Annotated in this window: 21 protein-coding genes and 3 tRNA genes; 18 read left to right on the top strand and 6 right to left on the bottom strand. The window is 46.4% G+C overall.

The features are described from left to right. Nucleotides 1–55 precede the first annotated feature (55 nt). From IL_RS08950 to IL_RS08920, 7 genes are read left to right on the top strand one after another with little or no spacing between them, the layout of a single operon-like run. On the top strand, nt 56–2077 hold the full coding sequence (locus tag IL_RS08950; RefSeq protein ID WP_016341370.1) for an NADPH-dependent 2,4-dienoyl-CoA reductase: 2022 nt from the start codon (nt 56–58) through the stop codon (nt 2075–2077). Continuing rightward, nucleotides 2077–2904, top strand: a complete 828-nt coding sequence (locus IL_RS08945; RefSeq protein ID WP_011234983.1) for a PHP domain-containing protein — start codon at nt 2077–2079, stop codon at nt 2902–2904. Before IL_RS08950 ends, IL_RS08945 begins: the two co-directional genes overlap by 1 nt. Before the next feature lie 18 nt (nt 2905–2922). Next, a complete protein-coding gene (locus IL_RS08940) occupies nt 2923–3546 on the top strand; it encodes an L-threonylcarbamoyladenylate synthase (protein WP_011234982.1) in 624 nt (207 codons plus the stop codon). Nucleotides 3547–3573: 27 nt separating this feature from the next. Continuing rightward, on the top strand, nt 3574–4389 hold the full coding sequence (locus IL_RS08935; RefSeq protein WP_011234981.1) for a segregation and condensation protein A: 816 nt from the start codon (nt 3574–3576) through the stop codon (nt 4387–4389). Then, a complete protein-coding gene (gene scpB / locus IL_RS08930; protein ID WP_011234980.1) occupies nt 4370–4942 on the top strand; it encodes an SMC-Scp complex subunit ScpB in 573 nt (190 codons plus the stop codon). The genes IL_RS08935 and scpB overlap by 20 nt, the downstream gene beginning before the upstream one ends. Continuing rightward, nucleotides 4942–5802, top strand: a complete 861-nt coding sequence (gene rluB, locus IL_RS08925; protein WP_011234979.1) for a 23S rRNA pseudouridine(2605) synthase RluB — start codon at nt 4942–4944, stop codon at nt 5800–5802. Before scpB ends, rluB begins: the two co-directional genes overlap by 1 nt. Continuing rightward, nucleotides 5803–6852, top strand: a complete 1050-nt coding sequence (locus IL_RS08920) for an agmatine deiminase family protein (protein ID WP_011234978.1) — start codon at nt 5803–5805, stop codon at nt 6850–6852. Here the strand turns inward: IL_RS08920 and IL_RS08915 are convergent. Beyond that, nucleotides 6849–8693: a tetratricopeptide repeat-containing diguanylate cyclase gene (locus IL_RS08915; RefSeq protein ID WP_114981960.1), complete on the bottom strand. Its 1845-nt coding sequence runs from the start codon at nt 8691–8693 to the stop codon at nt 6849–6851. The genes IL_RS08920 and IL_RS08915 overlap by 4 nt on opposite strands. A 71-nt stretch (nt 8694–8764) precedes the next feature. After that, entirely contained in the window at nt 8765–9484 is a 720-nt protein-coding gene (locus tag IL_RS08910) for an SIMPL domain-containing protein (protein ID WP_011234976.1), read from the bottom strand. Between the two features lie 50 nt (nt 9485–9534). On the opposite strand from IL_RS08910, the gene IL_RS08905 reads away from it, so the two are divergent. The 9 genes from IL_RS08905 to IL_RS08865 all read left to right on the top strand — a co-directional run bounded on the left by IL_RS08905 (nt 9535) and on the right by IL_RS08865 (nt 16844). Continuing rightward, a complete protein-coding gene (locus IL_RS08905; protein WP_011234975.1) occupies nt 9535–10002 on the top strand; it encodes a regulatory protein RecX in 468 nt (155 codons plus the stop codon). Between the two features lie 81 nt (nt 10003–10083). Then, nucleotides 10084–12681 carry an alanine--tRNA ligase gene (gene alaS / locus IL_RS08900; protein ID WP_011234974.1) on the top strand — a complete coding sequence of 866 codons (2598 nt, stop codon included), beginning with the start codon at nt 10084–10086 and terminating at the stop codon, nt 12679–12681. 146 nt (nt 12682–12827) lie between these two features. Further along, a complete protein-coding gene (gene csrA / locus IL_RS08895; RefSeq protein ID WP_011234973.1) occupies nt 12828–13016 on the top strand; it encodes a carbon storage regulator CsrA in 189 nt (62 codons plus the stop codon). 162 nt (nt 13017–13178) lie between these two features. After that, a tRNA-Ser gene (locus IL_RS08890) sits at nt 13179–13271 on the top strand. A 21-nt stretch (nt 13272–13292) separates the two neighbouring features. Continuing rightward, nucleotides 13293–13369, top strand: a tRNA-Arg gene (locus tag IL_RS08885). A gap of 21 nt (nt 13370–13390) precedes the next feature. Next, nucleotides 13391–13467, top strand: a tRNA-Arg gene (locus IL_RS08880). 176 nt (nt 13468–13643) lie between these two features. Next, nucleotides 13644–13907, top strand: a complete 264-nt coding sequence (locus IL_RS08875; protein ID WP_011234972.1) for an oxaloacetate decarboxylase subunit gamma — start codon at nt 13644–13646, stop codon at nt 13905–13907. Beyond that, entirely contained in the window at nt 13904–15715 is a 1812-nt protein-coding gene (gene oadA, locus IL_RS08870) for a sodium-extruding oxaloacetate decarboxylase subunit alpha (protein WP_011234971.1), read from the top strand. The genes IL_RS08875 and oadA overlap by 4 nt, the downstream gene beginning before the upstream one ends. Before the next feature lies 1 nt (nt 15716). Beyond that, nucleotides 15717–16844, top strand: coding sequence for a sodium ion-translocating decarboxylase subunit beta (locus tag IL_RS08865; RefSeq protein WP_011234970.1), 1128 nt, complete (start codon nt 15717–15719; stop codon nt 16842–16844). Here IL_RS08865 and IL_RS13745 read toward each other — a convergent pair. Together IL_RS13745 and IL_RS08855 are read right to left on the bottom strand one after the other, a co-directional pair. Beyond that, on the bottom strand, nt 16841–17014 hold the full coding sequence (locus IL_RS13745; RefSeq protein WP_011234969.1) for a hypothetical protein: 174 nt from the start codon (nt 17012–17014) through the stop codon (nt 16841–16843). The two genes, IL_RS08865 and IL_RS13745, sit on opposite strands and share 4 nt — an antisense overlap. A gap of 9 nt (nt 17015–17023) precedes the next feature. Further along, entirely contained in the window at nt 17024–19624 is a 2601-nt protein-coding gene (locus IL_RS08855; protein WP_011234968.1) for a response regulator, read from the bottom strand. Nucleotides 19625–19792: 168 nt separating this feature from the next. On the opposite strand from IL_RS08855, the gene gshA reads away from it, so the two are divergent. After that, nucleotides 19793–21406, top strand: coding sequence for a glutamate--cysteine ligase (gshA, locus tag IL_RS08850; protein ID WP_011234967.1), 1614 nt, complete (start codon nt 19793–19795; stop codon nt 21404–21406). Nucleotides 21407–21534: 128 nt separating this feature from the next. Next, the gene (locus IL_RS08845; RefSeq protein ID WP_011234966.1) at nt 21535–22173 is read left to right on the top strand and encodes a hypothetical protein; all 639 of its coding nucleotides are present in this window, start codon (nt 21535–21537) and stop codon (nt 22171–22173) included. Here IL_RS08845 and IL_RS08840 read toward each other — a convergent pair. Together IL_RS08840 and IL_RS08835 are read right to left on the bottom strand one after the other, a co-directional pair. After that, nucleotides 22170–23468 carry an HlyC/CorC family transporter gene (locus IL_RS08840; protein ID WP_011234965.1) on the bottom strand — a complete coding sequence of 433 codons (1299 nt, stop codon included), beginning with the start codon at nt 23466–23468 and terminating at the stop codon, nt 22170–22172. The genes IL_RS08845 and IL_RS08840 overlap by 4 nt on opposite strands. A gap of 68 nt (nt 23469–23536) precedes the next feature. After that, a complete protein-coding gene (locus IL_RS08835) occupies nt 23537–24331 on the bottom strand; it encodes a cytochrome C assembly family protein (protein ID WP_011234964.1) in 795 nt (264 codons plus the stop codon). Between the last annotated feature and the right edge of the window lie 11 nt (nt 24332–24342).

Raw genomic sequence — 24342 nt, 5'->3', positions numbered from 1 at the left:
GTTTAAGCAGTAAAGTTAGAAAAAATTAAACACCCGTTTAAAATAAGAGGTTGGCGTGGAAAAATCATACCCAAATTTACTGAAACCCCTGGACCTTGGTTTTACGACATTGAAGAACCGGGTCTTAATGGGCTCAATGCATACAGGCCTGGAAGAAGAAAAAAATGGCTTTAGTAAATTAGCCAGCTTTTATGAAGAGCGCGCCAAAGGTGGTGTTGGCCTTATTGTCACCGGCGGTATCAGCCCTAACTTTCGTGGGCGTCTTGCGCCTTTTGGCAGTGAAATGTCTAAGCCCTGGCACGTGGGTAAACACCGTCAGGTAACCGATGCCGTTCACAAATATGGCAGTAAAATATGCCTGCAGCTATTGCATGCGGGGCGTTACAGTTATCATCCTTTTTCACTGGCTCCCAGCGCGATAAAAGCCCCGATAAACCCGTTTAAGCCAAAAGCCATGTCGGAGCGCCAGATTAAAAACACCATAAAGCATTACGCCCGCGGCGCAAAGCTGGCGCAAAAGGCTGGCTATGATGGTGTTGAGATCATGGGTTCGGAAGGTTATTTAATTAACCAGTTTTTGTGTCCAAGAACGAATAAACGCGATGATAAATGGGGCGGCAGCTTCGAAAACCGTATGCGTTTTCCACTGGAAATTGTAAAAGCTGTGCGCGCGGCTGTGGGTGAAAAATCGATTATTATTTTCCGGTTGTCGATGCTGGACTTAGTTGAAGACGGTCATCAGCTGGATGAAGTTCTGCAACTGGGAAAACTGCTGGAGCAGGCGGGCGTTACCATTATTAATACGGGTATTGGTTGGCATGAGGCCCGGGTACCAACCATTGTTACCTCGGTACCACGTGGCGCCTTTAGCTGGATAACCGAGCGCGTACGCAGAGAATTGTCGGTTCCTGTGGTTGCCGTTAACCGTATTAACACGCCGGAAATTGCCGAGCATATTTTAGAAAGCAACCAGGCTGACATGGTTTCTATGGCACGACCGCTACTGGCTGACCCGGAGTTTGTGAAAAAAGCGGAACAAGGCCAGTCTGAACGTATTAATACCTGTATTGCCTGTAATCAGGCCTGTCTGGATCATGTGTTTGAGAATAAAAGGGCGTCCTGTTTAGTTAACCCCCGAGCCTGCTTTGAGCAGGAGTTGGTAATGAAGCCGGCTGAACAGAAAAAGCGCATTGCGGTCATTGGTTCTGGCCCTGCAGGGTTGGCCTTTGCCTGTAATGCTGCAGAGCGCGGTCATCAGGTCGATTTGTACGATAAGTCCGAAGAAATTGGCGGTCAGTTTAACTACGCTAAACAGATTCCGGGTAAAGAAGAGTTTTATGAAACCCTGCGCTACTTTAAGTACCGCATTGAAGACACCGGTGTTAATTTGAAGCTTGGAAAAGAGCAAACTTGCGAAGGGTTGCTGGCAGAAAAATACGATGATGTGGTTCTGGCAACCGGAGTCAGCCCTCGCCAGGTCGATATTCCGGGTGTTGATTTGCCGCATGTGCTGGGTTACTTAGATGTTTTACGTGACCACAAAGCTGTGGGTAAAAAAGTGGCTGTGATTGGTGCCGGTGGTATTGGTTTTGATGTCTCTGAATACCTGACCACCGAAAAGTCACTGACACTGGATGAACCAGAGTGGTCAGAGCGTTGGGGTATTGATAAAAGCTACACTGATCGCGGCGGTCTGAAACCGCAGCAGCCAGAGCAAAGCCCGCGTCAGGTGTGGTTGCTTCAGCGAAAAGAGAGCAAAGTCGGTAAAGGCTTAGGTAAAACCTCTGGCTGGGTTCATCGTAACGAACTAAAAAGTAAGTCTGTGAATATGTGGAATGGGGTCACTTATCACCGCATTGTGCCAGAAGGTATTGAAATAGAACGTGAAGGTGAAAAACAATTGCTGGAAGTCGATAATGTGATTATTTGTGCGGGGCAGGTACCACAGCGGTCATTACACGACGCGTTGCAGTCGGCCGGCCAGACTGTACACCTAATTGGTGGGGCCGATGTTGCTGCCGAACTCGATGCCAAACGCGCGATTCGTCAGGGTACAGAACTGGCGGCGGAGATTTAATGTCAGTTTACGATTTGCATTGTCACAGCACCTGTTCTGATGGCTCTTTGTCAGTGTCGGAGCTTGTGCTGCGCGCCTGCGAACAGAACGTCGATGTACTGGCGATAACCGATCATGACTGCGTTGACGGGCTGGCAGAAGCGAGTCGTCTTATTGAACACGAGAATTTGCCAATAGAGCTGGTGAACGGAGTTGAAATTAGTTGTCGTTGGCACAGTTTTGAAATTCATATTGTTGGACTTAATATTGACCCAGATGCGGAACCCTTAAAGGTTTTATTGAGCGAACAACAGCAACGTCGCTATGATCGCTTTGATGCGATGCTTGAAAAGCTATACCAGCGCGGTGTCAGTTTATCGGCAGAAGAATGCGAAACGGAGGGGTTGCCAACACGTAAGCACATTGCTGACGCTATGGTACGAAAAGGTATTGTCAGTAACCCTCAAAAAGCTTTCGATCGCTATATTGGCAAAGGTAACAGCGCCTATGTCAATCCCGAATGGTGCGATATTCCCACTGCGATAGAAGCCATCCACGGCGCCGGGGGGAAGGCGGTACTGGCGCATCCCCACGGTTACAAAATGTCGAATAAATGGCTGCGCAAGCTTTTAATACAGGGTAAAGAGTGGGGGCTCGATGCCATGGAAGTCAGTTTGTGTCAGCAGTCTCCCGGTCATCGTGATGCATTAGCGAAAATGAGTCAGGAATATGGTCTGCTAGCCTCGCAGGGGTCGGATTTTCACTATCCGGGGAATTGGCGCGAACTTGGTAAAAATCTTTGTCTGCCAGCGGACTGTGTGCCAATATGGGAGCATTGGTCACAGTAGAAGGATTGAGGTGAGATTATGAGTCAATATTTTGAAATTCATCCGGAAAATCCTCAAGCACGTTTAATTCAGCAATCGGTTCAAATTATTCGTAAAAGTGGGGTGGTGGTTTACCCTACTGACTCGGGTTATGCCATTGGTTGTCAAATTGGCAATAAAGCAGCAGCTGATCGTATTTGCCAGATTCGTGAAATAGACAAAGAGCACAATTTTACTCTAATGTGCCGTGATTTATCTGAGCTTGCGACTTATGCCCGGGTTGACAACGATGCCTTCCGGTTACTGAAAAACAACACTCCCGGACCTTACACTTTTATTCTGAAAGGAACGAAAGAGGTTCCCAAGCGGCTGTTGAACCCCAAACGTAAAACTATTGGTATACGGGTTCCGACTAATCGTATCGCAATGGCTCTGCTGGAAGAGTTAAATGAACCATTAATGTCGACCAGCTTGATCCTTGGCCAAGGAATGCTGGCTGAATCTGATCCGGAAGAGATTCGGGATAAGCTGGAAAAGCTGGTGGATTTAATTATTGATGGTGGTCATAAAGGTGAAGAGCCAACGACGGTTGTGGATTTATCTGAGGGAGCACCGACCATTCGTCGCGAAGGTTCCGGAGACGTAGAGCCTTTTGATTTTTAGTCAGTTAGACAGGCACTCGGTTTAATTATGGCGGAACAACAGTCACTGCCTTTAGGCTTTGTTCGCGGCGAACCGGTTATAGAAAAGCCTGAAGACCTCTATATACCACCGGATGCGCTGGAAGTTATACTCGATACTTTCAGTGGTCCGATGGATCTCTTGTTGTATTTAATTCGCAAACAAAAGCTCGATATTGTGGACATGCCTATTCTGGCTATTACCCGGCAATATGTTGAGTATGTGGACATGATGCAAGAGCTGAAGCTGGAGCTTGCCGCCGATTATTTAGTGATGGCGGCCATTCTGGCCGAAATAAAAAGCCGTTTGCTGTTGCCGAAACCGCCTCAGGAAGAGGATGAGGAAGAAGACCCTAGAGCGGAACTTATAAGACGCCTACAGGAATATGAGGCGATACGCCAGGGTGCTGAATATATTGATCAGCAACCGCAGGTGGGGCGGGACATTTTATTGAGTGAGGTTGGCAGTAATGCACGCGAGTGGTTAACGGCTGCACCTCCGGAAGTGACTCTTGAAGACTTAACTCTTGCTTTTAGTCGAGTGTTACAGCAAGTGGAGTTAAAAGCTCACCACCAGATAAAGCGCGAGCAACTATCGACACGAGCGAGGATGAGTCAGGTACTGGAGTTGTTGAGCCATAAAAAGTACGTTTCTTTTAGCCAGCTCTTTACCCGAAAAGAAGGTCGCGCCGGAGCTGTGGTCAGTTTTTTAGCAATTTTGGAACTTGTGAAAGAATCAATGGTAGAATTGTCACAAGTAGAGCCTATGAGTGATATTCGCCTGAGTTTGAGACAGCACAATCAAGATGAATCCGTTACAGCTTAAACAACTTATTGAAGCGGCCTTGTTTGCGCATCCGCAGCCGTTATCGGCTGAGCAGCTGTATCAGCTGTTGCTGAATGAAGGCGAGGCCTCGCTGGCGGCCATAAGGCAGCAACTTAAAGAGTTGCAGTCAGACTATCAGGAACGTGGTATTGAGTTGGTAAAAGTGGCTTCCGGCTACCGTTTTCAAACCCGGGCCGAGCTGGGTCAGAGGTTAGCCGGGCTTTGGCAGGAAAAACCGCCTCGTTACTCAAACGCTTTGCTGGAAACTTTGGCATTAATTGTTTACCGGCAGCCCATTACGCGTGGTGAAATTGAACAAATACGCGGTGTAAGTGTCAGTAGCCAAATAATGAAGACACTGCAGGAACGAGGCTGGGTTAAGGTTGTAGGGCACAAAGAAGTGCCGGGAAGACCTCAGCTTTATGCCAGCACTAACGATTTTTTAGATGATTTTAATTTAAGTGACTTATCAGAATTACCTGATATCGACACACTTAATGAAGATGATGAACGTACCGCTGAGACAGCGACTAACGAGAGAGATGATTCGTAATGACCGAGAAATTACAAAAGGTTTTAGCCCGATCTGGACATGGTTCGCGCCGCGAAATTGAAACAAAAATTTCAGCCGGCCGAATTCGTGTGAACGGCAAAGTAGCACAATTGGGTGAGCGTATTGATGCCGACGCAAAAGTACGCATTGATGGCCACGAAGTTCAGATTAAACCTGAAGAAGAGGTCATTTGCCGAGTTCTGATTTACCACAAGCCCGAGGGTGAATTGTGTACGCGCAAGGATCCGGAGGGACGGCCGACCGTTTATGACCGCTTGCCAAGAATGAGCGGTGCGCGTTGGGTCGCTGTGGGGCGGCTTGACGTGAATACCTCGGGTCTGTTGTTATTTACTACCGACGGTGAGCTTGCTAATCGCCTGATGCACCCCAGCCAGCAGGTTGAACGTGAATACGCGGTACGGGTGTTTGGTGACGTGGATGAAGCCATGATGCAACGCCTGAGAAAAGGTGTGCAACTGGAAGATGGCCCTGCGCATTTCAATAGCATAAAGCCTGCCGGTGGTGATGGCATGAACCGCTGGTTCCACGTGACCATCAGTGAAGGGCGTAATCGTGAAGTTCGCCGCTTGTGGGAGTCGCAGGAAGTGCAGGTCAGTCGTCTTATCCGTGTTCGCTATGGCGATATTCCTCTGGAACCCGGTTTACCGCAAGGTGGCTGGGCGGAAATGTCATTGCCTCAGGTCAATGCGTTAAGAGCTCAGGTTAACTTACCGGCGGAAAAAGAGTCGTTTCTCGACCCTCGTCATGAAGAGTCTAAACAGCGTCGTTTTGCGAAAATTCGTAAAGCCACCGCCCGCCACAGACTGGATAAAAAACAGAGTAAACGACGGGGTAAGTAAGTGACCACTACTGCCCGCTGGTTACCTGATTTTATGGAAAACCAGCGCTTGTTGCTGGCCTGGCCATACCGGAGTGATGTCTGGCGTAAGCATGCGGATCCAGCTCGAGACGCTCTCATAAAGCTAATAAAACAATTGCCTGATAACACGCCGGTTTCGCTCGTTGTTCCTGCGAGCATAAGCGACAGTGTACCCGAGGCACTTAAATCCGTTCAGCGCATAGAGCTGGATTATGACGATATCTGGCTACGCGATACTACACCACTGTGGCAGTTAAATAGCGACGGTCAGTTGGCGGCATTGTCTTTTGATTTTGATGGCTGGGGTGGTGTCCAGAATGTTATTGCTGCTGATAAAGCCTTTAGTCAAAGCCTGTGTTCTCGCTTGATGTGTCCAGTAACAAATAGCCTGCTTATTGCTGAAGGCGGTGCTTTTACGCACAACGGCCAGGGTGACTGGCTAATTGGTCTGGCCTGTATTAAGCAGCGAAACCCGGCAATGACAGAGCCGCAGATAAAGTCGTTATTAGGTCAGTTGTTGCCCGGGCAACGTTTGCACTTTTTTGATGGTGGATTGGTTGCTGATGAAACGGGCGGGCATATTGATAATATGGCGTTATTCGTTGACGCAAATACTGTGCTTTATGCTGCCACTGATAATACAGCGCATCCGGATTATAAAACCTGCCAGGCGCTTAAAAAACAACTGGATAAACTGCCTGCTTACATTCAAACCATTCCTTTACCTTTGCCGCCTCCACAACTGCCAGCTCGTGAAGAAAGAGCGGGGGTTGAACTTACATCGTCAAGCTTAAAACGTACCGTTGAACTGCCTTTACTGTGCAGTTATGTGAATGTTTTGCAAACGAGTAAACTGGTTGTGGTACCTCAATTTGGGTTAACCACAGACGCTCAAGCCGTGCGGACTGTTCGCGAAGCTCTTCCGGAGCGAAAGGTTATTGCCATTGATGCTCGCGAATTTGTTTTAGGGGGCGGTGGTTTGCATTGTATCAGTCATAACCTGCCTAAATTTAAGACAGATGAGCTTTAATCAGTGATGACTAGGCGCTCCCGGCCTTTATCCTTAGCTTCGAATAAAACATCATCCGCACGTTTATAAAGAGAATCAAAACTATCTTCCGGGTGAGCGTTAGTAAAGCCCATACTGAAGGTAATGCGGTAATCTTCCGGCAAACCGCTAATGGGCTTGCTGTTCATTTCCTTGGTAATGCGCTCGAAGATGTTTTTCGCGTCCTCTTTACTGACATCGAAAAAGACCAACAGCCATTCTTCGCCTCCCAGGCGACCGAAGTTGTCCTGATCACGCAGGCTGAGTTTGGCAACTTCTGCAAAACGTTGTAATACGCGGTCACCAACGTCGTGACCGAACTGATCATTTATTGCCTTAAAGTAATCGAAGTCGACAACGGCCAGGGCTAACTGACGTTGTTGTTCGCGAGCTTGCTCCAGACCTTTTTTGCATATACGGACAATGGCACGTCGATTCGGCGCGTTAGTTAAATCGTCTTTTAATGCCAGTTCGGCGAAGTTTTTACGAGCCCGCCATTGCTGATACAGAAAAGCCGAAACAATAATAACCACCAAAAGGCCTGAAATAATAATCCACACCAGCAGGTAATAGGAGGTTTGCTGCTCCTGCAGTTCTAACTGCTGCAACTGATTTTCTTTTTTAAGTAATTCATTGGTGGTCTCCTGCTCTTTAATTTCCAGGCGCACCATAATTTCTTGTACTTGTTTATCCTGAGTTTGCTCCTGCACTTTCTGCATATAATTGACAGAAGTTTTGTAACGCTCCAGAGCAGCCTTGTAATTTTCTTTACTCTGATAATACTCAGACCAGCGCTCATTCAGGGTCTGATATAATTGATTATCAGCTAATGTGTTAATAACCGAACTGGCAGCTTCTAGTTGAGCGAAGGCTGTTTCAAGTTCGTTGGTACCTAAATAAGCCGACACCATAGCTAGCCGACTCTGTGCTTCCATAGGGTGGGCGCCGGCCGACTTAAATTGCGGCATAGCTCTGTTGAGGCGTTCTAAGGCCCGTTGATAATTTTCGTTTTTGATATCAATTGAGGCCATTTGGAAAAGGGCATAAGCGACGCCAAGATCATCGTTAATGGCTTTACTGATTTCTAAAGCCGTCTCGAAATGCTGTCTGGCTTTTTCATCATTTTCGGCGGCTTGATAGGCTGTGGCTAAATTGTACTCGAGTACCGAAACATCCCATTGACCTAAATGTTCTCTGCTGATGTCGAGCGCATTCTGAATGTGCTCTAAACCAATATCGTTTGCCCCAACATCAAGATAAATAGAACCAATTAAAGCGTGAAATTCTACCTGCAACCTGGGGTGTGCCGTGTAGGCATTACGATTGAGCTGCTCAAGAGTTTGCAGTGCATGGGCTATATCCCCTGTATTCTGCATCACTTGCGCGTGAAGTATGTCTGCTTCTATTTGTAAATCGCTATTACCTGAGGCCTTGGCGTTTTCTCTTGCATAGATAACGCTGGTGTTGGCCTGGCGAAGTTGACCTCGTTGTAAGAAATACCATGTTTGGTTAATTCTCAGCAGAGTTTTTGCTGTTTTTGAATCGGCTAATTCAGCAAAGCGCAGACCTTCATCTATGGCTGCATGCGCTTTACTCTCGTGGCCGGAATATCTATAGGCTTCAACTTGCAGTGCGTAAGCCATTGCCAGTTCTTCATACTGGCGCTGGTTATCGTACTGCTTTATTAATTCAGAGGTCTTTTTTATCCAGGCATCCGGGTTGCTACTGGCATCTATACGTTGCTGCTGCCACTCCTGAGCCGAAACTAATGAAGTGACAGCTAGCAAGGTAATCAATAAAAAACTCTGAAATTTTCGGAACAAAATGACTCTTTCTGTTATAAAAACGTTAATTAGCAAGCCATTTTACTCCGAGTACTCAACATAGCAACGATTTAATTGTCAGAATCCGACTGAGTTTTGGTTGAGAATATAACCTCTACTTGTGCCTCAATAGTTTGCTGACCAGGTAATGACACTTTATCTGAGCGGCTGCTCATTTCTGCCATTTGCATAACCACCGGGCGTGACATAGAGCGTTCAGCGATACTTAATGTTCCCGTCAGCTCGAGACCCGCAGCCGTGGCCAGGCGTTCGGCCTTATTTTTTGCTTGTTCATAAGCGTTAATCAATGCTTGTTGATACAAACCCTGCTGATCACTAATTTCAAACTTAACCTGGCCTACGCGAGTGACGCCGCGCGCAAGCGCCAGATCGATAATACTGTCGTAGTTCTCAGGCTCTAACAAAGTGACCTGAACTTCGCGTTGAACCACAAAGCCATCTTGCTCTGTTTTCCCGTCATCGTTTTGTTCATAGCGAGGGTAAATTTGTAATTGGTAAGAACGAATATCTTTATCTTCTATACCTTTACTATTCAGATCTTTAATTAAGCGGGTAGTGGTGTTATCGACTAATGTTTTTTGTGAGCTGAGTTTATTCCCGCGTTCTTCTATCCAGAAAGTCAGTGACATCTGATCAGGAATTGCAGAAACACTGCCGCTGCCGGATATTGATAAGGTACGCTCGTCTGCTTGAGCGAAAGTGGTAAATCCTGCCGTGAGAAAGACAAGACAAATGAAGAGAAACCTTGATTTTGAATTACTCTGAGTCATATTAAGCATCCTTAGACCAAATTCCATAGTTAGGTGTTGGAGTATAGACCATGGACGAAAGTTCAGAGTATGACGAAAAAGCACTGCGTGACAGTGCTTTTCGGTTGCTGGCAATGCGGGAGCAAAGCAGAACTGAATTAAAGCGTAAATTAATCCAGAAGCAATGGCCTGCAGAAATGGTTAACCGCGTTGTTGACGAACTTAAACAGGAAGGCTGGCAGAGTGATGAACGCTTTGCCGGTAGCTTTATTCGTGAAAAAGTAGGGCAAAAACAGGGGCGATTAAAAATCATGGCGCAGGCCACTCAACAAAAAGGCGTTGCTACGGAAATTGTTGAGGATGTGCTCGAATCCATGGAAGTCGACTGGTTTGAATTGTGTGCAGAGCTGAAGCAGAAAAAGTTTGGCGATGATGACCCGGCCGATGAAAAAGAGTGGAGTCGGCAGGTTCGCTTTTTGCAGCAGCGAGGCTTTACCCCGGAGCAAATTTTCGCTTGCGTCAATCGACCACGACGCTAGGCTAGAAGGCTACTTCGTGATAGTCTTAGAGCATTAAAACATTGACCTAAAGTCACTCAGTTAAGAAAAGTAGGACTCAATATGAGCATGAACAGTGCCCAAATTCGTGATGCATTTTTAAATTACTTTGCTGAGCGAGGACACGAAAAAGTTCCGTCAGCATCAATGATCCCCGGTAACGATCCCACCTTGTTATTTACCAATGCGGGTATGGTTCCATTTAAAGACGTTTTCCTGGGTACTGATAAACGTCGTTATGATAAAGCCACGTCGGCGCAGCGTTGTCTGCGTGCCGGTGGTAAACATAACGATTTAGAAAATGTTGGGTATACAGCCCGTCATCATACTTTCTTTGAAATGATGGGTAACTTCAGTTTTGGTGACTACTTTAAGAAACAAGCCATTCAGTACGCCTGGGACTTTTTAACCAAAGAGTTGAAACTGCCTGCTGAAAAGCTCTGGGTTACGGTGTTCACCGAAGATGATGAAGCCTACGACATCTGGGTCAAAGATATTGGCGTACCGGAAGACCGTATTTCGCGCATTGGTGAAAAAGATAACTTCTGGTCTATGGGTGATACCGGGCCTTGTGGGCCATGCTCTGAAGTGTTTTATGACCACGGTGAAGAAGTATGGGGCGGCCCGCCGGGAACCCCTGAAGAAGACGGTGATCGGTACATCGAGATTTGGAACCTGGTCTTTATGCAGTATAACCGTCAGGCTGACGGTACCCTGGAACCCTTGCCTGATCCCTCCATTGATACGGGTATGGGGCTGGAGCGTATTTCTGCCATTATGCAGAACGTTCACAGTAACTATGAAATTGATTTGTTCCAGGCGCTGATTAAAGCGGCAGCTGAAATTATTGGCACCAATGACCTGGATAATAAATCATTGCGAGTTATTGCCGATCACATTCGTTCATGCTCCTTCTTGATTACCGATGGTGTTATGCCATCAAACGAAGGCCGTGGTTATGTTCTGCGCCGTATAATACGTAGAGCTGTGCGACACGGGCACTTACTGGGCGCTAAAGACACTTTCTTTTTCCGTTTGGTAGACGAACTGGCTCGCCAGATGGGCGAAGCGTATCCTGAGCTGGAGCAGAAAAAGCAAATTATTAAAGACGCCCTGGAACGCGAAGAGCAGCAGTTTGCGCGCACGCTGGAGCGTGGTTTGGCGATTTTGTCAGACGAAATTGGCGAGCTAAAAGGTAATGTTATACCGGGCGACGTGGTCTTCAAACTCTATGACACTTATGGCTTTCCGGTTGACTTAACCGCGGATATTGCCCGTGAGCAGGAATTGACAATTGATGAGCAAGGCTTCGAACAGGCGATGTCAGAGCAACGTCAGCGGGCTCAGCAGGCTTCTCAGTTTGGCATGGATTATAATCAACAGCTTAAGTCTGACAATAAAACCGCATTTACCGGTTACGATGACGTTGTCGGGCAGGCAAAAGTGGTCGAGTTATTTAAAGATGGTAAGCCAGTAGAGCAGTTGCAGGCGGGCGAAAACGGCATTGTGGTTTTATCAGAAACTCCATTTTATGCAGAAAGTGGTGGTCAAATCGGTGACAAAGGTGTTTTGGTTGCCAACGGACCAGCATTTGAAGTGACCGATACTCAGTATATTGGTAAAGCTATAGCGCACCACGGCGTAGCGAAAGCTGCGGTTAAGCTCAGCGACAGCGTAAAAGCCGAAATTGATTCTGAGCGTCGTGAGAATATTAAACGCAACCACTCGGCAACGCATTTGCTGCATGCAGCGCTTAGAAATCTGCTGGGCGAGCACGTTACACAAAAAGGTTCTTTGGTCGAAGCGGACAAAATGCGTTTTGATTTCTCGCACTTTGAACCAGTGACGACAGAGCAATTGGCTCAGTTAGAGCGTGAGGTAAATGCTCAAGTTCGCGCTAATCTGCCACTGCAAACACAGCTTATGGCCATTGATGAAGCAAAAGAAGCGGGCGCAATGGCCTTGTTCGGCGAAAAGTATGACGAGCAAGTACGAGTTGTACGCATGGGAGACTTCTCCATGGAGCTTTGTGGCGGTACTCATGTCAAAGCTACAGGCGATATCGGCTTATTCAGAATAACGTCGGAGGGCGGTATCGCTTCGGGTGTGCGTCGTATTGAAGTGGTAACCGGAGAAGCAGCCGTACGATATACTCAACAACAACAAAGTGTATTGCAGCAAATTGCCGGAGAGTTGAAAACAGAACCAAGTTCTGTGGCCGAAAAAGTCCAGCAGTTACAGCATAAGTTCCGTGAATTAGAGCGTAAAAACGAGCAACTGCAACAAAAGCTGGCACAGCAGGCCGGTGGTGGATTAATCGCTCAGGCTGTTGATATTAATGGGGTTAAAGCAATCATTGCAGAGTTAGATCAGGCAGACCCGAAATCTTTGCGCGGATTAGTTGATGATCTGAAGAACCAAATGGGCTCAGGTATCGTATTATTGGGAACTGCAAACGGTGATAAAGTCAGTTTAATTGCTGGCGTTACTACCGATTTAACGTCTAAAGTTAAAGCAGGAGATATCGTGAATCAGGCTGCAAATGTCGTTGGAGGCAAAGGCGGAGGTCGTCCTGATATGGCGCAGGCAGGTGGTTCACTCCCGGAACAGCTAAATGAAGCGTTGGCTACTGCGACGACTTGGTTACAGCAACAGCTTTAGCTGTCTCTGTAAGCGATTAAAACACAACGAAGAAATATGCGCTTCGTTATAGTGTAATCACTCTCAGTGTTGGTAGACTGCTTACGCCAATCAGGGAAAGTTCGATATTCGCGGTAAGAATCGGAACAGTATTGAAGGAGCAATCTATGCTAATTTTAACTCGCCGTGTAGGTGAAACATTAATGATAGGTGATGATGTTTCGGTCACCGTTCTCGGCGTTAAGGGAAACCAAGTACGTATTGGTGTTAATGCCCCGAAAGACGTTTCCGTTCATCGCGAAGAAATATACATGCGCATTCAGTCTGAGAAAGACGATGAGCAAGACAAAGAATAAGTGATTAGACAAGACCGGCGAAAGCCGGTCTTTTTTTATGTTTTTGAGCATTCTGAAGAAAAATCACGCGAGATGGTCAATTATCCCACACTTAAACCCTAGTTTTTAAAAAAGCGATTGACATTATTGCCAACATCGCTAGAATTCACGCCACAACGATTTGGAGAGGTGGCCGAGTGGCTGAAGGCGCTCCCCTGCTAAGGGAGTATAGGGTTTGTAGCCCTATCGAGGGTTCGAATCCCTCCCTCTCCGCCAGTCGTTTACAGTAACAATTACGCGCTCGTAGCTCAGCTGGATAGAGTACCTGGCTACGAACCAGGCGGTCGGAGGTTCGAATCCTCCCGAGCGCGCCATATTGTTACTAACCTGAATACGCGCTCGTAGCTCAACTGGATAGAGTACCTGGCTACGAACCAGGCGGTTGGAGGTTCGAGTCCTCCCGAGCGCGCCATTCTTCTTTATATCCCCCTTAATTATCTTTTTTGCACATTAATCCCTTTGAATATTTTTTAATCTCATTTAAATCCTGAATACCCACTATTTACTGCTGTATCTCCTTGCGTGACTTGCTACCATGGTATTTAATAATTTTATAACAATACCTTAGCAACCAATCAGGAGTGCTTCGTGTCAGAATTGCTCAGTCAAGCTGCGCAACTCATGCTGGTAGGCATGGGCGCAGTCATCATCTTTCTTTGCTTACTGGTCGTTGCCATGAGCGTTATGAAACGCCTGATCCCAACACCAGAGCCTGTTGCCAGTACTCAGCCTTCAGTCGAAAGTAATAGCTCTGATGCAGCAAGTCCTGCGGTACTGGCTGCAATTTCTGCTGCGGTACACCGTTATCGTCAAGGCAAAAAAGCAGCGAATAACAAGGAGAAATTACAATGAGTAAACCCCTGTTACTAACAGAGTTGGTGCTTCGTGACGCACATCAGTCACTACTCGCAACGCGTATGCGTCTGGACGACATGCTTCCCATTGCTGAAAAGCTCGACAGCATCGGCTACTGGTCAATGGAGTCCTGGGGTGGTGCGACTTTTGATTCTTGTATTCGCTACCTTGGTGAAGATCCCTGGGAACGCATTCGTGAACTGAAAAAGGCTATGCCGAATACTCGTCAGCAAATGCTGCTTCGAGGGCAAAACCTGCTGGGATATAGGCATTACGCCGATGATGTGGTGAAGCGTTTTGTCGAGCGTGCAAAAGAAAATGGTGTTGATGTTTTTCGTATTTTTGATGCGATGAACGATGTTCGAAATTTAAAAACAGCAATAAAAGCGGCAAAAGACGTTGATGGCCATGCGCAGGGCACTCTCGCTTATACTGTCAGCCCGGTCCATACGCTGGATAAATGGGTAGCAATGGCACAGGAATTGGAAGATTTAGGCTGTGACTCGTTATTCATTAAAGATATGGCTGGCTTGTTAAGGCCTAACGACGCCTATGAACTCGTTAGCGCGTTGAAGGAAAAGACGGACTTGCCAATTGCTATGCAGTGTCATGCAACAACGGGCTTAAGTGTGGCAACCTACCAAAAAGCCATTGATGCTGGTATCGATATGCTGGATACCGCCATTTCGTCAATGAGTATGACTTACGGCCATTCGCCAACAGAAACCCTGGTTGCAATGACAGAGAATACCGACCGGGACACAGGCTTGTCATTACCTGACTTAGCTGAAGTAGCCAGCTATTTCCGCGATGTGCGTAAGAAATACGCTAAGTTTGAAGGTTCTCTCAAAGGGGTTGATGCGCGCATTCTTCTGGCTCAGGTACCGGGAGGTATGCTGACCAATATGGAAGGACAGTTAAAAGAGCAGGGTGCGCTGGATAAATTTGATGAAGTTTTAAAAGAGATTCCGAAGGTACGTGAAGATCTTGGATTTATCCCTTTGGTTACGCCAACCTCACAAATTGTAGGAACCCAGGCGGTTCTGAACGTGTTGAGCGGTGAACGTTACGAGAATATCTCTAAAGAAACTGCTGCGGTTCTTAAAGGTGAATATGGAGCAACCGCTGCAGAAGTTAATAAAGACTTGCAGAAGCGCGTTCTGGACGGTGAAGAACCTATTACCTGTCGCCCGGCGGATTTACTGGATAACGAACTGGATGCGCTGACCAAAGAGCTAAAAGATAAAGCGACAGATGAAGATATTCGTTTAGCGGATGATGTTGTTGATGATGTCTTAACTTATGCACTGTTTCCGCAAATTGGGCTTAAATTCCTGAAGAACCGTGATAACCCGGATGCTTTTGAGCCGGCGCCCGGAGAAGAGCCTGAAGAGCAAACGGAATCTAAAGAGCAGGCAGCTCCAAAAGCAACCGGAGATGTTGAGCAATACGAAGTTGAGGTTGAGGGTAAGCGTTATAATGTAAAAGTTGGCCCAGCGGGTCAGCTCGACTCTGTGAAGTCATCATCCTCAGCAGAGTCTTCGCAATCATCACCTGAGCCATCGCAGGACTCATCAGGTGGATCAGGCGAGGGTGAAACCATAAAAGCGCCATTAGCCGGTAATATTTTTAAAGTTGTAGCCAAAGAGGGTGCTGCAATCAAAGCCGGCGACGTCGTCTTAGTAATGGAAGCGATGAAAATGGAAACCGATATTAAAGCGCCAAAAGACGGCACTGTTCAGTCTCTTCATGTAAAAGAAGGTGACGCAGTGACCGTGGGTGATGCTCTGGTGACGGTAGGCTGATATGGAAAAGCTGCAGATTTTATGGGAAACCACCGGCATTGCTGCAATGACATTCGGCCAGTTCAGCATGATTCTGGTGGGGGGATTGTTGTTGTATTTAGCAATCTCAAAGAAATTTGAACCTCTATTACTATTACCTATTGGTTTTGGCGCAATACTGGCAAATATCCCCTTAGGCGGCTTCACTGAGCCAGGCGGGGTTCTTTATTACGTGTATAGCGTTGGTATCGATACCGGTGTGTTCCCTTTGCTTATTTTTATGGGAGTTGGAGCGTTAACCGATTTTGGTCCCTTGCTGGCAAACCCTAAAATGTTGTTTTTGGGTGGGGCGGCTCAGTTCGGTATCTTTGCTACCTTGTTTGGAGCTATTGCTTTGAATGGCATACCGGGCATTGAGTTTTCGATGTCCGATGCGGCAGCTATTTCAATTATAGGCGGCGCTGATGGCCCCACTGCTATTTTCCTGGCGTCGAAGCTGGCACCGGATTTATTGGGAGCTATTGCTGTTGCAGCGTACTCATATATGGCGCTGGTGCCTATTATCCAGCCGCCAATAATGAAACTGCTGACAACTCAGGCCGAGCGTGAGATTAAAATGGAGCAGTTACGGCCGGTAGCTCGTCGTGAGAAGCTTTTCTTCCCGTTAATAGCTATGGGGTTAACGCTGCTGTTTTTGCCTTCAGCAACGCCCCTGGTAGGCATGTTCTGTCTGGGTAACTTAATGCGTGAATCTGGCGTAGTGGAGCGCTTAACGAAAACCACTCAGAACGAGCTGATTAATATAGTGACCATCTTTCTCGGTTTGGCTGTGGGTTCTAAATTGCAGGCGGAGCAATTTCTCAGCTTCCAAACGCTGGGTATTTTGGTATTAGGTGCCGTTGCATTTGCGATAGGAACTGCCAGTGGTATTTTAATGGCGAAATTAATGGGGAAATTCAGCAAAGACCCGATTAACCCGTTAATTGGTGCTGCTGGAGTATCCGCTGTACCTATGGCAGCACGGGTGGTTAATAAGGTTGGTTTACAGGCTAATCAGCAAAACTTCCTGTTAATGCATGCGATGGGACCTAACGTAGCCGGAGTATTAGGCTCAGCAGTTGCAGCGGGGGTTTTACTGGCATTGGTTTAACGCCCGGTCAGAAACATCATCGCCGTGTAAAAAGCGGCGATGACAGCGCTTATAACCGCAATATACACAAAGCCTTTGTAACCTTGTTTGATACTCCAGCCATTAGCGCGTAAATACAGCAACCAAATCAGACTGAGCAGCAGCGGAATAATAAAAAAATAGCGGATCATAGTAATTCCTCAAGACTGATGTTGTTGAATGGCTTCTAAGTCGACAGCCGCCTGATGCGCATAGCGTAAACGTTTTTCCAGTTCAGTGATCTGGTCAGCGACTTTATCGATATTACCCTCTGCCATAAATTGCTCTAAGTCGGCGGCTTTGCTTTGTAACTGAGTAAAGCCAAGATTCGCGGCAGCTCCCTTTAACGAATGAAAATAGCGGCGCGCACTTTCATGCTGCCCCCGGGTAATAAAGTCAGAGACTTTAGTAGCGCTACCCTGGTAGGTTTCATACAGCTGCTCTACTAATTTCAGATAAAGCTCAACATTGTACTGTAAACGTTTTAATGCCGTTTCAAACTCAATGCCCTTCACTTGTGGAATACGAACCGGCGGTTTATTAACCTCATCCTGTTTAGATTCTGGTGGTACTTCTGGTTGTTGGTTATTGGTGTAGTCACCCGGGACAGCCCATTTAATAATGGCTTTAATCAGTTGTTGTTCATCAATTGGTTTAGCAATATGTCCTTGCATACCTGCGGCAAGTGAACGCTCCTCGTCGCCACTCATTGCATTGGCCGTCATTGCCAGAATAGGAAGCTGCTGATAATTGAAGTCGGCGCGGATTGTTTGCGCCGCTTTCAGCCCGTCCATGACCGGCATTTGAATGTCCATTAATACCAGCGAATAATTTTTGTTATGAACGGCTTCTACTGCTAGCTGCCCATTTTCCACTATATCCACTTTAAACTTGTGGCTTGAGAGAATTTCTCTGGCGACTTGCTGGTTAATCTCATTGTCCTCTACCACCAAAATAGGCGCTCGCAAAATACTTTCCGGGATGCCGTCACCACTGTCAGCATCGTCCGCATCGGAGAGCTCTCGCTGAAATAATGTTGAGGTCAGGCTTCTACCTAATGTTGACGCGGTAAAGGGTTTTGAAATGATGTCATTGACGCCTGCTTGTTTCGCCTTTTCTGATAATTCTTCAGCGTAATATCCCGTTGCCAGAGTCATTTTCGGCCGAATGTCTTCTGCATAACGTTCGGTTATCTTCTGGCAAAATTCCAGACCATCCATACCCGGCAAACGCCAGTCAACCAAAACCAGTTGATAAGGATTGTTGTCCTCGACAGACAGCTGAAACACTTGCAAGGCTTGTTCCGCTGTTCGACAAACTTTTACGTCAACCTGATAACTGCGCAGCATTTCATAGAGCATTTCGCGGGTACTTAAGTTGTCATCAATGGCGAGAATTCGAACACCTTTAAGTTTCTGCAAAAGATACTGATGATGACTGTTGTCCTGCTCTGTCTGTAACGGCAGCTCTACTTCGATATAAAATGTAGAGCCCTGACCGGCGGCGCTGGTTACGCCGATATCGCCGCCCATTAATAAAATAAGACGTCGGGAAATGGCTAAGCCAAGGCCGGTACCCCCATACTTACGGGTTGTAGAAGTATCTGCCTGAGTAAAGGCTTTAAAGAGGTTGGCGCGCTGTTCTTCATCCATACCAATACCGGTATCGGTAACCGATATCCGTAATAAAACATTATCCCGGGAACTGTCCAGCAGGTTAACGGCAACATTGATTTCACCGTCTTCGGTAAACTTAATGGCATTACTAATTAGGTTAACCAGCACCTGATTTAAGCGCAGTGGGTCACCAATTAAACGCGTTGGTATATTGGCCGGTAAGTTAATAATAAACTCGAGGTCTTTATCGTAAGCCCGGTACGCAAACATATCCGCCAGTGAGGTCAATACGTCCTGCAAGTCGAAAGGAATGCGCTCGACAGTTAACTTACCCGCGTCAATTTTCGAAAAATCGAGAATGTCATTAATAACGCCTAGTAAAGCTTGCGAAGAGGAGTCGATGACTTTGATGTAGCGTTTTTGTTTTTGCGTAAGTTCGGTTTTCAGGCAAAGGTTTGCCATACCGACGATAGCGTTAATTGGTGTGCGAATTTCATGGCTCATATTCGCCAGAAATTCACCTTTTGACTGATTAGCACGTTCGGCGGTTTCTTTGGCTTTTTCCATTTCTTCAGCGACCGATTTAATACCGGATATATCGTAGTAGCTACCGAGGATGCCGATAATATTGTGGTCGTCATCGTAAAGTGGAACACTGGAATGCTCGACCCATTGACTCTTACCGCTCACTTTTAGTTCGATTTCTGCATTAACGGAAGGTGCCTGCTGACTAAAGGTTTTTCTGTCGCGCTCCAGTAATACGTCATTACTGGCAAGGGAATCGATTTCAGCATCCGTTTTACCGGCCAGAGACTCAGGATCAATACCAAAGTCATTGGCAAAAGCGCGGTTTCCCCCTAAAAGTTTTAACTCAGGATCGCGCCAGTAAACCCGGGTTGGCAGGTCATTAAAAACTTGTTCAAACAGTTGTAACGAGTCTGACGATAAAAAGGGTTGCCGAAAAGGCGCAGTCAGTGCGTTACGTCGGGACCACCACCAAATGACAATGCCAATAATTAAACTGAACAGAATCATCGCGACTAATACAGTGTCACTCCAGGGGGCAGGTAACAGGGCATATAACGCAAGACTGGTTACCTGAAGAATGACAAAAATGAGCTGTAAAAAAGTCCAGAATGAATTCATGGTTGATCCGTAACCGAAAGGTTAGATAAACAGTAGCTAGTCTGCCACGTTGAGCCGTAATCGCCAAGTTATGTGGTCAAATTAAGGGTGACAACCATAGACCTTTTAGCGAATTACCAGTAAGCTTAGCGGCAGAAAACCTTCCGTCTCAGTGAATGGAGTTGTCTTTTGCAAGCAACATTTCAAGCAGTTATCGAAAAGCTTAAGCAATCGGGTAAAACAGCAGTTTGGCAGGGCATTAAGCGTGGTATTGAACGTGAAGCTTTGCGAATAAAAGAAAATGGAACGCTGGCGCCGGGTGACCATCCCCAGGAACTGGGAAAAACCCTGACCCATCCAACCATTACAACCGATTACTCAGAAAACCTACTTGAGTTCATTACTCCGGTTGCCTCCGATATTGACACAACGCTGTCACAACTCCGGGATATTCATCGGGTGGCTTATAACGCCATTAATGACGAGTTGCTGTGGCCTATGAGCATGCCTTGCTATATTGGCTCAGATGACGATATTCGTATCGCTAAATATGGTGACTCGCACTCGGGACGTATGAAAAGCCTTTACCGGCGTGGTCTGACATATCGCTACGGCGCCACTATGCAGGTTATTGCCGGGGTGCATTACAATTTTTCTGTGTCCGATGCGATGTGGGAAGAGTTAGCAGAGATTGAAGGCGTTAGTAATAATCAGAGCTTCCGTACGGAACGCTATTTCGCTCTCATCCGTAACTTCAAGCGCGTTGCCTGGGTTATTCCTTACTTGTTTGGCGCTTCACCCGCTTTGTGTAAATCGTTTTTCAGTCAGACAAAAAACGAAGAGATTCTGCAAAAATGGGATTTTGATACAGTAGGTAAAGGCACGGTATTTTTGCCTTATGGTACGTCGTTGCGAATGAGCGACTTAGGTTATACCAATAAAGAACAGGCAACGCTGAAAATCACGTATAACTCATTGGATGAGTATGTGACAGGCCTGCGTCGCGCAATTACAACTCCTTCTACACAGTTTTCGAAAATCGGTGTAAAAGTGGGCGACGATTATCGTCAGCTTAACGATAATATTCTGCAGATAGAGAATGAATTTTACTCGCCAATTCGTCCTAAACAGACAGCACGCGATGGTGAAACGCCAAGCCAGGCTCTAGAGCGGGGCGGAGTAGAATATGTCGAAATTCGCGCGCTGGACGTGAACCCGTTTAGCGATGTTGGTATCACAGCACAACAAATGCACTTTCTGGACTTAATGCTTCTGCATTGTTTATTACAGCCAAGCGAAGAAATGAGCTGGGAACAGCAGCAGCAAGCCGATAAGAACTTTACTAAAGTGGTTATGCAGGGGCGTGATCCGCGCCTAAGCTTGCAGCAAAACGGCATTGACCGCCTAATGGCTGACTGGCTGGAAGAACTGTTTGCAGATTTCTCTTCAATTGCTAAAGCACTGGATAACAGTTCAGGCAATAAAGTGTATCAGAATCATTTAGCGGATTTGTACGAGTGGGTATTAAATCCGGAAAGTACGTTATCGGGCCAAATTTTACGATTGCTCAAAGAAGAAGACCGCGATAACAGTAATTTGGGTATGCAGTTGGCTAAGCAATACCGTGAGCAATTGAAAAATGAGCCGCTCAGTTACTACAAACAAGATGACTTTGTTAAATGGGCGGCCGAATCAGAGCAAGCGTTTGAAGAACGTTATCAGCAAGACAATAACGTTGACTTTGATACGTTTCTGGCAAATTATTTCAAACAGGCGGAACGCTCTGGCCAGGTAGCTGACTGATAAACATAAAAAAACGCAGCCCAAATTTGGACTGCGTTCAATAAAACGTTCAGGGGATGAACATGAATGCATTTATCAGCTACAACATGTGTTCAATTACTGAGAGTTTAACGAGTGAATAAAGTTCAATGGCGATAAAACTTTTTTTTCCTATTCAACCGAAAGTACTGGTAAGTGCTTTGTTCGTAGCGACGCTCAGTGGTTGTGCAACGCCACCGCCGGCAAACCCTGAAAATGTCTGTCATATTTTTGAAGAACACCGAGACTGGTATCATGCGGCCGCCGATGTGCGTGAACGCTGGGGCGTGCCTATTCATGTGCCAATGGCGATGATGTATCAGGAGAGTTCCTTCAAGCATAATGCTTTGCCGCCCAGAGACTACCTTTTAGGTTTTATTCCATGGGGTCGGGTGAGTTCGGCTTACGGTTACTCGCAGGCGAAAACGATGACCTGGGAAGATTACCAGCGTGAAACGGGTAACGGTTGGGCCAGTCGCGATGACTTTGAAGATGCAATTGATTTTATGGGTTGGTTTATAGCAAAAACCTATAAAATTAATGGGGTATCTAAATGGGATGCTTACGGACAATATCTTAACTATCATGAAGGCTGGGGTGGCTATCAGCGCAAGTCTTATTTAAAGAAACCCTGGCTGGTAAAAGTATCCAGGGTTGTAAAAAGCCGCTCTATGACATACGCCGCGCAATTGAATAAGTGTGAGGAAGATTTAAAGCACGGCTGGCTATGGCGTTTATTTTTCGGTTAGTCATTGGTCTGGTTATCGGGTTTTTGGTAGAGCTCAGGAAACACTCTAATTTGTTTTATCATGGTGTCACCAATTTCAACAAGCTCTACCGGATAACCGCCTAAACGCAGCGACAACCGGGCATCAGGAATATCTCCGAACTGTTCAATAATAAGGCCGCTTAAGGTTTTTGGACCATCAGTCGGAAAATCCCAATTCATTTCTTTGTTCAATTCACGCAAGTTAGCTGAGCCGTCGACTAAAAAGCTGCCGTCAGTTTCCAGTGTGACAGATTCGCTGGGAGCCGGCGCCATAGAAGTCGTGAAGTCACCAACAATTTCTTCCAGAATATCTTCCAGAGTAACGAGTCCCTGAATGTCGCCGTATTCGTCGACAACCAGTCCGATGCGTTCTTTACGACGCTGGAATTTTAGTAGCTGCACATTTAATGGTGTGCCTTCGGGAATAAAATAACTGTCCCGCGCAGCACGCACTAAAATGGACTTATCCGCAGTAAACTGATTTTTACTCATCAGGCGCATGATATCGCGTGCATGCAAAAAGCCGATAGCGTCATCTATTTCATTACGATAAAGCAGTACGCGGGTGTGTTGACCATTTGAGAGTTGCTTAACAATAGACTTCCAGTCGTCACTAATATCGATGCCAACGATTTCATTACGGGGCACCATGACGTCTTCTACCGTAACTTTCTCGAGGTCCAGAATGCTGACCAGCATTTCCTGGTGCGAAGTCGGAATTAAATTCCCTGCTTCATTTACTACTGTACGCAGCTCGTCGGAGCTTAACGCATCAGCCATTTGTGACTGCTTGGGGTTAACTCCCAGCAGGCGCATAAAAGAATTGGTGATGAAGTTCATACCAATAACGATAGGGTACATGACCTTTAGCAAAGGCATTAAAATTAAGGAGCTGGGAAAAGAAATACGCTCCGGATGCAGTGCTGCAATGGTTTTCGGCGTAACTTCAGAAAAAATCAGAATAATTAAGGTTAAACCAAAAGTAGCGATAACAATTCCAGCGTCACCGAACCAGCGCAGACAAAGGATAGTTGCGATAGCCGATGCACCAATGTTGACCAGATTATTGCCAATAAGGATAAGACCAATTAACCGATCGGGACGATCAAGCAGGTACTGGACACGCTTAGCTCCGGGATGATTGTTTTGTACCAGATGGCGCAGACGGTACCGGTTGATAGACATCATGCCAGTTTCGGAGCCAGAGAAGTATGCGGATAAAAATAACAGTACGGCTAAAATCACGAGCAACATGCCCGTTGATATCTCGTCCAACGGTTTATTCCTTAATTATACTGTGAATGTGACAATGTAGAGTTCTCAGCTATGAAGTCAAGTGTCATTCAGGATAAGAGAAAATCTTTCACGAACCGACTGCCAAAATATCCTAAGGTTAATAGGGTGCTGGCAAGTACGGTAATGACCACAATAATGCGGCCACGTAAGCCTGACGTCCGGTGCAAAACCACGGCCAAGAGATAAAGCAGAGCTGCGACGCTGGTTAAAATGGTTTTGTGTGCTTGCTGTTGAGCAAGCATGTCATCGAGGAAAAGAAAGCCCGAGCCCAGAGCGAGAAACAGTACAAAAGTCCCCAGCGCCAGAAGATTAAAGAAGTATTTTTCGACAGTCATTAATGGTGGCAGTTTGCTCAGCAGACTATGACCTTTGCGGTTTTTTAATACACGGTTTAAATAACTGGTTTGTAACGCGTAAAGTGTGGCTAAGGCCAATATTCCATAGGCGACCAGTGACAAGGTAATGTGAAAAACTAACCCATGTCCGATGCTGATGTCAGCACCCCAGTTAACCGGAGTGAACACAAGTAACAGTGTGGTAAGCGCAGAAAACAGATAAATAACCGGCTTCAGGAATAAGTTACTGGCCTGGTTATTTTTCACTACGGTTAAAGCGGCTATCAGAAAAGCCACAATAGCCAGACTGGATGAGATATTAATGTGATCGAAATCATCGTTGGAAAGTTGTATTAAAATGAGCCAGCCATGCGCAGCAACCGCCAAAGCGGCTGGTACAATCTGATAAGCTGGGTGAAGCACTTTGTTTTTTAAGATATTTTGTAGAATAACAAAAGCGCTGGCACTGTAACCCAATAAGCTGATTAGCAACAATAAAGAGAGCATCACGCGCCCGA

The sequence above is a fragment of the Idiomarina loihiensis L2TR genome (assembly GCF_000008465.1).
GTDB lineage: Bacteria > Pseudomonadota > Gammaproteobacteria > Enterobacterales > Alteromonadaceae > Idiomarina > Idiomarina loihiensis.
The sequence above is the reverse complement of the archived record's forward strand: the minus strand, read 5'-3'. Positions and strand labels throughout refer to the sequence as shown.

What these genes read in the sequence shown, in the direction of transcription:
- IL_RS08845 (WP_011234966.1), top strand. Translation starts at nt 21,535, where the DNA reads ATGGCGATAAAACTTTTTTTTCCTATTCAACCGAAAGTACTGGTAAGT.
- IL_RS08910 (WP_011234976.1), bottom strand. Translation starts at nt 9,484, where the DNA reads ATGACTCAGAGTAATTCAAAATCAAGGTTTCTCTTCATTTGTCTTGTC.
- IL_RS08945 (WP_011234983.1), top strand. Translation starts at nt 2,077, where the DNA reads ATGTCAGTTTACGATTTGCATTGTCACAGCACCTGTTCTGATGGCTCT.
- IL_RS13745 (WP_011234969.1), bottom strand. Translation starts at nt 17,014, where the DNA reads ATGATCCGCTATTTTTTTATTATTCCGCTGCTGCTCAGTCTGATTTGG.
- IL_RS08855 (WP_011234968.1), bottom strand. Translation starts at nt 19,624, where the DNA reads ATGAATTCATTCTGGACTTTTTTACAGCTCATTTTTGTCATTCTTCAG.
- IL_RS08940 (WP_011234982.1), top strand. Translation starts at nt 2,923, where the DNA reads ATGAGTCAATATTTTGAAATTCATCCGGAAAATCCTCAAGCACGTTTA.
- IL_RS08865 (WP_011234970.1), top strand. Translation starts at nt 15,717, where the DNA reads ATGGAAAAGCTGCAGATTTTATGGGAAACCACCGGCATTGCTGCAATG.
- alaS (WP_011234974.1), top strand. Translation starts at nt 10,084, where the DNA reads ATGAGCATGAACAGTGCCCAAATTCGTGATGCATTTTTAAATTACTTT.
- IL_RS08935 (WP_011234981.1), top strand. Translation starts at nt 3,574, where the DNA reads ATGGCGGAACAACAGTCACTGCCTTTAGGCTTTGTTCGCGGCGAACCG.
- rluB (WP_011234979.1), top strand. Translation starts at nt 4,942, where the DNA reads ATGACCGAGAAATTACAAAAGGTTTTAGCCCGATCTGGACATGGTTCG.
- scpB (WP_011234980.1), top strand. Translation starts at nt 4,370, where the DNA reads ATGAATCCGTTACAGCTTAAACAACTTATTGAAGCGGCCTTGTTTGCG.
- IL_RS08905 (WP_011234975.1), top strand. Translation starts at nt 9,535, where the DNA reads ATGGACGAAAGTTCAGAGTATGACGAAAAAGCACTGCGTGACAGTGCT.
- csrA (WP_011234973.1), top strand. Translation starts at nt 12,828, where the DNA reads ATGCTAATTTTAACTCGCCGTGTAGGTGAAACATTAATGATAGGTGAT.
- IL_RS08835 (WP_011234964.1), bottom strand. Translation starts at nt 24,331, where the DNA reads ATGCTCTCTTTATTGTTGCTAATCAGCTTATTGGGTTACAGTGCCAGC.
- oadA (WP_011234971.1), top strand. Translation starts at nt 13,904, where the DNA reads ATGAGTAAACCCCTGTTACTAACAGAGTTGGTGCTTCGTGACGCACAT.